11 protein-coding genes and 2 tRNA genes are annotated in these 9166 nt (G+C 61.7%); 9 read left to right on the top strand and 4 right to left on the bottom strand.

All coding sequences use genetic code 11. The features are described from left to right. The 3 genes from EOC93_RS30800 to EOC93_RS30790 all read left to right on the top strand — a co-directional run. Positions 1-569 (top strand): DnaA/Hda family protein (locus EOC93_RS30800; protein WP_127206508.1); only part of this gene is annotated, 569 nt, incomplete at its 5' end. 241 nt (positions 570-810) lie between these two features. Beyond that, positions 811-1068 (top strand): type II toxin-antitoxin system prevent-host-death family antitoxin, encoded by a 258-nt coding sequence (locus EOC93_RS30795; RefSeq protein ID WP_095483249.1) that lies wholly within the window; start codon positions 811-813, stop codon positions 1066-1068. Continuing rightward, the gene (locus EOC93_RS30790) at positions 1065-1448 is read left to right on the top strand and encodes a type II toxin-antitoxin system VapC family toxin (RefSeq protein WP_095483250.1); all 384 of its coding nucleotides are present in this window, start codon (positions 1065-1067) and stop codon (positions 1446-1448) included. The genes EOC93_RS30795 and EOC93_RS30790 overlap by 4 nt, the downstream gene beginning before the upstream one ends. Before the next feature lie 448 nt (positions 1449-1896). Here the strand turns inward: EOC93_RS30790 and EOC93_RS30780 are convergent, their stop codons facing one another. Continuing rightward, positions 1897-2898, bottom strand: a complete 1002-nt coding sequence (locus EOC93_RS30780; RefSeq protein WP_127206506.1) for a GlxA family transcriptional regulator — start codon at positions 2896-2898, stop codon at positions 1897-1899. Positions 2899-3026: 128 nt separating this feature from the next. On the opposite strand from EOC93_RS30780, the gene EOC93_RS30775 reads away from it, so the two are divergent. Further along, the gene (locus tag EOC93_RS30775; protein WP_127206505.1) at positions 3027-3854 is read left to right on the top strand and encodes an alpha/beta hydrolase; all 828 of its coding nucleotides are present in this window, start codon (positions 3027-3029) and stop codon (positions 3852-3854) included. A gap of 131 nt (positions 3855-3985) precedes the next feature. On the opposite strand, the gene EOC93_RS30770 is transcribed toward EOC93_RS30775, so the two are convergent. The 3 genes from EOC93_RS30770 to EOC93_RS30760 all read right to left on the bottom strand — a co-directional run bounded on the left by EOC93_RS30770 (position 3986) and on the right by EOC93_RS30760 (position 6546). Then, positions 3986-4062: transfer RNA gene (locus tag EOC93_RS30770), tRNA-Pro, on the bottom strand. 166 nt (positions 4063-4228) lie between these two features. Next, positions 4229-5416: a metal transporter gene (locus tag EOC93_RS30765; protein WP_095489322.1), complete on the bottom strand. Its 1188-nt coding sequence runs from the start codon at positions 5414-5416 to the stop codon at positions 4229-4231. Beyond that, positions 5413-6546, bottom strand: a complete 1134-nt coding sequence (locus tag EOC93_RS30760; protein ID WP_127206504.1) for a multicopper oxidase domain-containing protein — start codon at positions 6544-6546, stop codon at positions 5413-5415. The genes EOC93_RS30765 and EOC93_RS30760 overlap by 4 nt, the downstream gene beginning before the upstream one ends. A gap of 299 nt (positions 6547-6845) precedes the next feature. Between EOC93_RS30760 and EOC93_RS30755 the strand changes: the two genes are divergently transcribed. From EOC93_RS30755 to EOC93_RS30735, 5 genes are all read left to right on the top strand, one after another. After that, positions 6846-7151: an ETC complex I subunit gene (locus EOC93_RS30755; protein ID WP_015318428.1), complete on the top strand. Its 306-nt coding sequence runs from the start codon at positions 6846-6848 to the stop codon at positions 7149-7151. Positions 7152-7200: 49 nt separating this feature from the next. Next, a tRNA-Arg gene (locus EOC93_RS30750) sits at positions 7201-7277 on the top strand. A 274-nt stretch (positions 7278-7551) separates the two neighbouring features. Continuing rightward, positions 7552-8091 carry an SgcJ/EcaC family oxidoreductase gene (locus EOC93_RS30745; RefSeq protein WP_095489320.1) on the top strand — a complete coding sequence of 180 codons (540 nt, stop codon included), beginning with the start codon at positions 7552-7554 and terminating at the stop codon, positions 8089-8091. Between the two features lie 371 nt (positions 8092-8462). Further along, the gene (locus EOC93_RS30740; protein WP_127206503.1) at positions 8463-8747 is read left to right on the top strand and encodes a DUF982 domain-containing protein; all 285 of its coding nucleotides are present in this window, start codon (positions 8463-8465) and stop codon (positions 8745-8747) included. A 130-nt stretch (positions 8748-8877) separates the two neighbouring features. Next, complete coding sequence (locus tag EOC93_RS30735) at positions 8878-9087, top strand: hypothetical protein (RefSeq protein WP_095489318.1); 210 nt, start codon at positions 8878-8880, stop codon at positions 9085-9087. The last annotated feature ends 79 nt before the right edge of the window (positions 9088-9166 follow it).

The raw sequence follows: 9166 nt of genomic DNA, 5'->3' as shown, positions 1-9166 counted from the left end.
GGCGAGCACGACCACCGGCGACGGCCAGTCCGGCGGGCTCTGGAAAAACCCACCTGGCCTCGATCTGGCGCGCCCGCGCCGGGGCCGTGACAGTCGATGTCAGGCGCATCGGCGACTGCATGGCGGGCCTCGGCGCGCGGCCTGCCCTGATCGACGACGTCGATGCCGGCGCGGTCGATGAAGAGGGGCTGTTCCATCTGATCAATGCGGTGCGCGGGGCCGGCTCGACCTTGCTCTTGACCGCGCGGCGCTTTCCGTCCGCCTGGGGCGTTAGGCTTCCGGACCTCGCTTCGCGGCTGAAAGCGGCGGCGACGGTCGAGATCCACGAGCCCGACGATCTCTTGCTGGCCGGCGTCATCACCAAACTGTTCGCCGACCGCCAGGTCGAGGTCGAGCCACATGTCGTGCAATATCTGGTGCGCCGCATCGAACGCTCGCTGGCCACCGCGATGCGGGTGGTGGAGCGGCTCGATCGCACGGCATTGGAGCGCAAGACGCCGATCACGAGGGCGCTCGCCGCCGAAACCGTCAGCGCCATGGATGAGGGGCAGGGCGAGTTCGAGATCTGATACGACAGGCTAGCCGGTGTCCCATTTCGGGAAACCAGTACTGGCATCCATCTTGCAACGTCAGCCTTGCCGGCTAACCCCGGTCCTGATTGCGTATCAAATCAGGTTGTAGGCTCGCCGGGAGACGGGGCGGTTGGGGTTCTCCTCCCGGCGAGCTTGCCTTTGGCCGTTGTAATGGACCGTTGAATGGTCTATTTTCACTGCAAATATGGACCAGAGGATGGCCCATAGAGGAGTGGCGATGCAGGTATCCGTTACAGACGCCAAGGGACAGCTGACCGAATTGGTGCGTCGTGCCGAGGCAGGCGACGAAATCATTCTGACCCGTCACGGTCATGCGGCCGTGCGCCTGGTTCCCGTCAAGGCAGTGCCGGACAGGAAAAGCCGTCGGGCACTGCTGGAGGCGATGCGCGCATCCGGCGCCGCGAGGGCAAAGGCCGGGCCATCCGCCGCGCGAAGCCAGGATTTCCTCTACGGTGATGATGGCCTGCCTGAATGATCGTGGTCGATACCTCGGCGCTGATGGCGATCGTTCTTGACGAGCCGGAGGCTGATGTCTGCATCGCGGCGCTCGAGGCTGAAGACGACATTCTGATTTCCGCCGGCACCGTGGCCGAAGCGCTGATCGTCGCGGCGCGGCGCAATGTCGGCGAAGAGCTGTCCGGCCTGATCGACGGGCTTGGTTTCGAAATTGCGGCAGTAACGCCGGCCTCTGCGCGTCGCATCGCCGAAGCCTACGCAAAGTGGGGTAAGGGCGTTCACCCGGCCGCGCTCAATTTCGGTGACTGCTTCGCCTATGAGGTGGCCAAGGAACATGCCTGCCGCCTGCTTTATATCGGCGACGATTTTTCGAGGACCGATATCGAAAGCGCTCTCTAAGCATGGGTTGTCTGCGCCACATGCGCGCGACAAGGCGACAGGGTCGACGCTCCCACCTATGAGCTTTCCCTTGAAATAATGCCGGCGATATATTTTGACCGAGAGCCGTCCCACCCGCAGGCTGTGCATCGGCCGTTTTTGAACTGATGTTCGCAGGCGGGGTACCCATAGAGATGAAACGCGCATTCAGCACAAAGGCTGGCCATTGCACTGCTTTCGACGAAATATATGCTGCCGTATTCGTCGCAACTCGTGATTGATCGGTCAGTCATTGGCTCACCTCGCACTTCCGCTTCAGCCCGATCGCCTGGCGCGGCCACCGCAACAGCCACAGCGGCTTGGGCTTCCTCTGCATCATCGTGCGGTTGGTCGTGGCATCATAGACCTCATCAAACACACGCATCTTCCAGCGGCAGTCGACGCGGGGCAAGCACGGCTGGGCCACCGCTCAGCGCTCGCCGGCCACAAGCGCCGCTCGTTCCACGCCAAAACGCCTGCGGTAATCGCCCGGCACCAGGCCGGTTATCCTGGCGAACACTTTGCGGAAGGAGCCGGGATCGTCATAGCCGACATCCCAGGCGATCTGGTCGATTGATCGGGTCGTCGCTTCCAGCATCTCACGCGCCTTGCCGACGCGCAGGTGCTGGCAATACTCGGTCGGCTTGAGGCCGGTGGCGTTGCGAAAGCGGCGCAAAAAAGTCCGCTCCTCCAAGGCCGCATGCTCCGCCATAGTGGCAAGCGTCACATCGCGCGCGCCTCTCGCCTGGAGCCAGTGCTGCACTTTGAGGATGGCCTCGTCGCCATGGTTCAGCCTGGGAGCAAAGGGGCTGTAGAAGCGCTGCTCTCGTCCCGGCGGATCCACCAGCATGAAACGGGCAGTGTCCATCATGACGGTCGGCCCGAGCACCCGGTCGACGAGTTTTAGGCCGAGATCGGTCCAAGCCATGTAGCCGCCGGCGGTGATGATGTCGCCATCATCGATGACCAGCTTGTCGGCATCCAGTGCGATGTCGGGAAAGCGCATCGCCAGCGCGTCGCGATAGGCCCAATGCGTCGTCGCAGCACGGCCAGACAGCAGGCCGGCCTCGGCAAGCACGAAGGCGCCGGCGCAGACCGAGCCGAGCGTCGCGCCTGCCGCATGGCGGGCCCTGAGCCAGTCGGCGTAGGGCGCGGCCGCCCCGCGAGCGATCGGATCGCCTAGGGTCGGAGGCAAGATGACCATGGCAGGTCCATTGCCGGGGCCGGGCTCGCTGTCGAAGGTGCGGATGACCGTTTGGCTCGCCTCCTGCCACTGCCAATGGCTGACACGAAGCCTCTGCGCGTCCGGCGACCGTTCGGCGGCCAGCCGGTTGGCCAGCTGGAAGAGATCGGTCAGGCCAAGAACAGCCGCTTCCTGAACGCCGGGATACACAACGAGGCCGATTTCGACCGGATCACGCGCCGCAACCATCTGTCAGTTTTGCCATGTCCAATGTCTATTTTGCCAATTCTCACCATGACCCCATTGCAGTAGCTTGTCCACAGGAGGAACGGACCTTCGCCCAACCAATTCGGCCAACCACATCAAGGAGTACGACGATGAGCACATTCACCACCAAGGACGGCACCGAGATTTTCTACAAGGATTGGGGCACAGGCCAACCAATCGTGTTCCATCACGGCTGGCCGCTCAGCGCCGATGACTGGGACAACCAGATGCTGTTCTTCCTCGACAAGGGCTATCGCGTGATCGCGCATGACCGGCGCGGACATGGCCGCTCGACACAGACGGCGACCGGCAACGAGATGGACACCTATGCCGCCGATGTCGCGGCCCTGGTTGCCCATCTTGATCTCAAGAACGCCGTCCATATCGGTCACTCGACCGGCGGCGGCGAGGTGGCGCGTTACGTTGCCCGCTACGGTGGCGAAGGACGCGTCGCCAAGGCGGTGCTGATCGGCGCGGTGCCGCCGATCATGGTCAAGACCGACAATAACCCCGGCGGCCTGCCGATCGAGGTATTCGACGGCTTCCGTGCCGCGCTCGTGGCCAACCGCGCCCAGTTCTACAGGGACGTGCCGGCCGGCCCGTTCTACGGCTTTAATCGCGAGGGCGCCAAGGTCTCGCAAGGAGCTGTCGACAATTGGTGGCGCCAGGGCATGATGGGCGGAGCCAAGGCCCATTACGACTGTATCGAGGCTTTTTCCGAAACCGACTTCACCGAGGACCTTAGGAAGATCGACGTGCCTGTCCTGATCATGCACGGCGATGACGACCAGATCGTGCCGATTGCCGACTCCGCTCTGCTTGCAGCCAAGCTGGTGAAGCACGGCACGCTCAAGGTCTACAAGGGCCTGCCGCACGGAATGTGCACCACCCACCCGGAGATCATCAATCCGGATCTCCTGGCGTTCATCCAGGGCTGACGCTTCGGAGCTCAGGGCGGGCACGCTCGAAAACCCGGGCTGCCCGTCGGTCGCTTCCGTGCTTCGCCAGTCGCAGATGCTGCCCGGCGCAGGTGCGCCGGCAGCATGGCCGATGATTTGCTGTGAATGAATGGTCGGAGTGGAGAGATTCGAACTCCCGACCCTCTGGTCCCAAACCAGATGCGCTACCAGGCTGCGCTACACTCCGAGTCCTTGCGGGCTATAGGGTTCCGGGCTTGGCTGCGCAACCCCTAAAAGACGAAAACGGAACAAACGGCAGGCCCGTGCGGCGATCGGGGCCGGAATTGCAGCCAGCCAAGTCGCGCGCAACGGCTTTACAGCAGCGCTGCCTCAGGACCCAGGCTCCTGTCCGGTCAGACCTTTATGAAAGCGGCCGTCGCGTACATGAAGGCGACGCCGGCCGCCAGGCCGCCCATGACCGGTGGCGTGAAGAAGGCATCGATGCCCTTCTGGTTGCGGCGCATCAGATAGGCGCCGACCTCGACGATGACCTGCAGGATCGCGCCGGCGCCGATGGCAAGCGCCAGCGCCGACCATTGCGGCGCATAGGCCAGGCTGCCGAGCCACATGCCGATAACCGCAGGCCCACCGGCGAGCAAGGTCAGGCCGGCGAACGTCCACAGCGGCGGCCGCTCCTTCAGCATCGGAGCGGCGATGCCGATGCCTTCGGTAATATTATGCAGGGCGAAGCCGAGCACCAGGAAGGTTCCGAGGCTTGCCGAGCCGGCCACGAAGGCAGCGCCGATGGCAAGGCCTTCGCCGAGATTGTGAAGGCCGATGCCGAGCGCGATATAGGTGGCCAACGCCAGCCCTGTCGGCGTGCCGCGCCGCCGCCCGATCGCCATCAGGACGAGAAAGCTAGCCAGACCCGCCAGCACCACCATGACCGGCCCCTGGAACACAGCGGCTGCGGTTCCGACAAGCTCGAAGGATTCTTCGATCGTGTCGACCAGCAGAAAGGCGAGCAACCCGATGGTCAGCGCCAACAGGAAGTTCATGCCGCTCTGTCCGACACCGCGCAGCGCCGGATAGAACATGAGGCCAATGGCGACAGGCAGCACGCCGACGATGATGCCGACCAGTCCCTGCAGCTTGAGCTGTCCCGCAGTGGCGGTAGGCGTCGGCACGGCAACTTCGATCAAATGTTCGAAGGTGACGCCTGAGTTGGTTACCAGATTGACCGTGTGCGTTTCACCCAGAACCCACGGGAAAGGCAGATTGATCCACGCCGTGGAAGCACGCGCGATGGTGCCCGGCGGGTCCTGGGTGAATTGCCAGTAGGCGCCGTCGACCTGGACCTGGGCGATGGTCATCGGCTCGGAGCCGCCGGCCCTGACCAGAAGATGAAGGCCTGATGTATCGAGGACGACACGCTCGAAAGTCAGTTTCTCGACGGCGGGCGCGCCGTTTGACAATCCTTGCAGCGGATTGACGGCGATGATCCACGCCACCGCAATGGCGAGCGCGGCAAGGGGCAGGCCGATCCACAACCAACGGCTGCGCGGCCTTGCCGGTGAATCGATGGTGACGACCTTGTTCATGCCAGCGCCTCGACGACGTCGAACATGCCCATCCAGCCGAGCTCCGTGAACTCGCTTTGATGCGCGTGGAACATGTAGAGGCCCGGTTCGTGCTCGGCGAAGGTGAATTCCAGGATGCCGCGCTGGGCCTGGCACTGGATGATGAGGTCGACCGTTTTCAAGGTCGGCGTCAGCGTCGTGCCCTGATCGAAATAGTCGAAGAAATTTCCATGCAGATGAAACGAGTTGATGGGATCGAATTCCACCACATTGACCAGATAGATGCGCACCGGCTTGCCTCGCACGATGCGGATCGGCGTCTTCGCATAGGCGTGGGCGATGGTGTTGGCGGCGTAGAATTCGTTCTCCTCGTCGAAATTGGTGTCGAATCCGTTCATGACCATCACCAGCTCTTGCCAGCCGGCATTCTCGGGCGTGTCGAGAAGCCGCGACCGGGCGATCTCGGCATGGTCGGGATGGCGATCCGGGTCCGGGTCGATGACAAAGGCCCCATACATGCCCTTGTGGATGTGCCTCTTCAGCGGCAAGGCGTGGCAATGATACAGATGGCAGCCAAAGGGCTTGGCGTCGAATTCGTAGACGAACTCGCCACCCGGATCGACCAGCCCGGCGCCGGGAATTCCATCCATGCGGGCGGCATGGATGCCGTGGAAATGCATCGAGTGCGGATGCGAGCCGTTGTTCTTGAAGACGATGCGAATGCGCTCGCCTTCCTTGGCGCGCAGCGCCGGACCGGGCACGCGGCCGTTATACGTCCATGCCGGGAAGAACACGCCCGGTGCGATCTCGATCGTCTTGTCCACGGCCGTCACCTCGAACGTCCTGAGCGTGCGCCCATCGGGCAGAACCGAGACCGTCCCTCGCTCCCAGTCCGTCAGCATCGGGATCGGATCAAAACCGTTGGCGGCGTTGTCCACCTCCCCGACGGTGACCATCGCGCCATGAGCATTCATATGATGAGGTGCCGGATCGGTGGCGGCCACCGCCGCTATGTCATGACCGCTATGCTGGGCGGACTGACCGAGCGCGCTGCGGGCAGCAATCGCCGTGCCGCCCACGGCAGCAAGACTTCCTGTAAGGACGGAACGTCGGCTTATCCGATCGCGCAACCACATACCGACATCGACCATGCCAACTTTTTCCCTCGAATTCATTCGTTTGACCGATAATAGCGTCAGCTGTCAAATATAGCAATGGCTTAGTTCGGTCGCGGCATGCCCCGTGCGGCTGAACGCGCCAAGACGGTGCAACGGGCTTGGCAAGCTGCCTTGCAGCCGACGCCGTCACAGCAGATTGCGTAGTCCTCATTCTGCTTGGTTCAGGTCCGCGACAGGAGCGCAAAAACCATCGGCCTTGCCGCCGGCTGCATTGCGAAGTAATGACGGGAATACAGCGGCAGGTGCCGCTTGCACGTAGCAACGAGGTGACCATGTCCGCGCGCATTTTCAGCCCAGCCAAAACCGCGATGCAGTCCGGCAAGGCCAAGACCGGCCACTGGGTGCTGGAATTCGATCCCGAGATGCGCAAGAAAATCGATCCGCTGATGGGCTACACCACGTCGGGCGACATGCGCAGCCAGATCAGGCTCACCTTCGACACCAGGGAAGAGGCGGTGGCCTATGCCGAGAAAGAGGGGCTGGCCTTCCGTGTCGAGGAGCCGAAGGAAACCAAGCGCCGCCAGATTTCCTATGCGGAGAATTTCCGCTATGACCGCAGGACGCCCTGGACGCATTGACCGGCAAGTGCCCATCGCATAATTCAGCCGGCCTTGGCGTCGGCCCAGCGGTCCCGTAGCTCAGCTGGATAGAGCACCGGCCTTCTAAGCCGATGGTCACAGGTTCGAATCCTGTCGGGATCGCCAGTATTTTCAAAGAGATAGTACCATATTCCCGACTTCGGGAGAATGGCATTCCGATCCGTTTACAGGGTTCCGCTCCATGCGGAAATGATGGCATCGAACCGACGCTGGCCGGTCGTATCGATTGAAATCCGGCAAGAAGTCGGCGCTGTCTACGGCACGCGCGACGTGATCCAAGGCATTTGGCTTTGAAAGGTTCCACGGCAGTCGCTTTCTGGCCTGTTGTCGAGAACGTCTGGCGCTTGCGCCATCATATCAGACAAGTCTAATGTAAGTCATGATCTGGCCATTGCGCGGGCGCGGCGGCGCGCTCGGGATGGGCACTATTCATCCGGTGGATATCACGCAAAGGGAGGACGAGATGAGACTGGTTAAGTCATTTGCATTTGCTGCTGTGCTGCTTCTTTCGTCAGCACTGTCTGTGGCCGCCCAGTCGGCTCGCGAGGACATCGAAGCGGCGCTGACGAAATTCACGGACGCCTTCAACAGCGGAAACGCGGCGGCGGTGGGTCAAATGTATACCGAGGATGCTGCCGTGCTGCCGCCCGACGGCAAGCGCGTCGATGGCCGCAAGGGCGTGGAAGAATTCTGGCAGGGCGCGATCAAAGGCGGGATGAAGAATCTCACCCTGAAGGCGCTGGAAGTGGAAGAGAGCGCGAACCTCGCCTACGAAGTTGGCGCATTTACGCTCGATGTGCCGAGCAAAGACGGCGCCCTCTCCACCGTAGCGGGCAAGTACATCGTCGTCTGGAAAAAGGGCGACGACGGGACATGGCGCCTGCATCGGGACATCTGGAATTTAGGTGCGGCCCAATAGGGATTGATATCCAGGCCTTCATCGACCGCCTTGGCGAAAGGCGCGGCGGGCTTTTTTGTCTCCGTATGGAACACTGGCACGGGCAAGACGTTCGCCTCCTGCAGCAATATTTCCTGTGCGCATAGAAATGCTGCGAGATCGGATTGTCCCCTCCGATCAGCCCGCGTCCTTCCCCTCCGTGGGGCGCGGGCTTCTTCGTTCATGGAACCGAAACGACCAAGGCTCTTCGGACGACCAGCCCCTGCGTGTTGGCACCGAGCAAGGCGTGTTCAGCCTCGATGGCATCGGGCATCGGCGCTCTGAATTCACGATGATGCAACCACTGCCATCTCTTCGCGTTTAACCGCCTTCAATCCTGGTGAGCGACAAAAATGACGGCGTTCATTCCGATTACAATCTACCTGAATCGCAGGCCGATGGTGGTCGCGTCGATAGCCGACGCTGCGAAAGCGCTTCGGCAACCATGGCCATCCATGGACAAGCCGTCCCGACTTGAAGCAATCCGAATGATCGAGGAATGCCTGGCCGGACATTGCAATCACCAAGCTGCGTTCGCCGCCTTCGAGGCGGCTGCAACTGAACAGGGACTTCACAAGCAGAAGCCGCCAAGCGAAGGCCTCAAGAAATTCGACGGGGTTGCTGAAGATCTGATGTGATGTCGCCCTCACCGGTCACAGATCTTCCGCGAGGGCTCGTCTCTCGCGTCTGCGATTCTGCAACGGGGCGCGGTTTTTTAGTGTATAATAATGTTGCACGAACAAAATCTCTGGGCGAAGGGGGTTTGTCATGCCGCTTCATGGAAGAGCAGAGGATTCGGGTGTTTTCAACCCGTCCGAGCTGGCGCTACTTGGCCGCGTGTTCAATCGTTTGAAGATTGACGGCCAATCGGAACAACAGCGCGAATCGCTCGCGTCCCGAATTATTGCCAATTACATGGCCGGAGTGGTGGACGAGGAAGAACTTTTGTCGGCTTCGAAACAAGCGCTGGGGCGGTAGGCCCGGGTAAAGCAAGCTAACCGAGTTAACTCTTCCAACCGCCGGTTGGTAGAGTTAACTCGGTTAGCTTGCTTTACCC

Source organism: Mesorhizobium sp. M6A.T.Ce.TU.002.03.1.1 (genome assembly GCF_003997275.1).
Classification (GTDB): domain Bacteria; phylum Pseudomonadota; class Alphaproteobacteria; order Rhizobiales; family Rhizobiaceae; genus Mesorhizobium; species Mesorhizobium mediterraneum.
The sequence above is the reverse complement of the archived record's forward strand: the minus strand, read 5'-3'. Positions and strand labels throughout refer to the sequence as shown.

Bases quoted from the DNA above. Each gene is read 5' to 3' on its own strand.
- EOC93_RS30795 (WP_095483249.1), top strand. From the start codon at position 811: ATGCAGGTATCCGTTACAGACGCCAAGGGACAGCTGACCGAATTGGTG.
- EOC93_RS30790 (WP_095483250.1), top strand. From the start codon at position 1,065: ATGATCGTGGTCGATACCTCGGCGCTGATGGCGATCGTTCTTGACGAG.
- EOC93_RS30780 (WP_127206506.1), bottom strand. From the start codon at position 2,898: ATGGTTGCGGCGCGTGATCCGGTCGAAATCGGCCTCGTTGTGTATCCC.
- EOC93_RS30775 (WP_127206505.1), top strand. From the start codon at position 3,027: ATGAGCACATTCACCACCAAGGACGGCACCGAGATTTTCTACAAGGAT.
- EOC93_RS30765 (WP_095489322.1), bottom strand. From the start codon at position 5,416: ATGAACAAGGTCGTCACCATCGATTCACCGGCAAGGCCGCGCAGCCGT.
- EOC93_RS30760 (WP_127206504.1), bottom strand. From the start codon at position 6,546: ATGGTCGATGTCGGTATGTGGTTGCGCGATCGGATAAGCCGACGTTCC.
- EOC93_RS30755 (WP_015318428.1), top strand. From the start codon at position 6,846: ATGTCCGCGCGCATTTTCAGCCCAGCCAAAACCGCGATGCAGTCCGGC.
- EOC93_RS30745 (WP_095489320.1), top strand. From the start codon at position 7,552: ATGATCTGGCCATTGCGCGGGCGCGGCGGCGCGCTCGGGATGGGCACT.
- EOC93_RS30740 (WP_127206503.1), top strand. From the start codon at position 8,463: ATGACGGCGTTCATTCCGATTACAATCTACCTGAATCGCAGGCCGATG.
- EOC93_RS30735 (WP_095489318.1), top strand. From the start codon at position 8,878: ATGCCGCTTCATGGAAGAGCAGAGGATTCGGGTGTTTTCAACCCGTCC.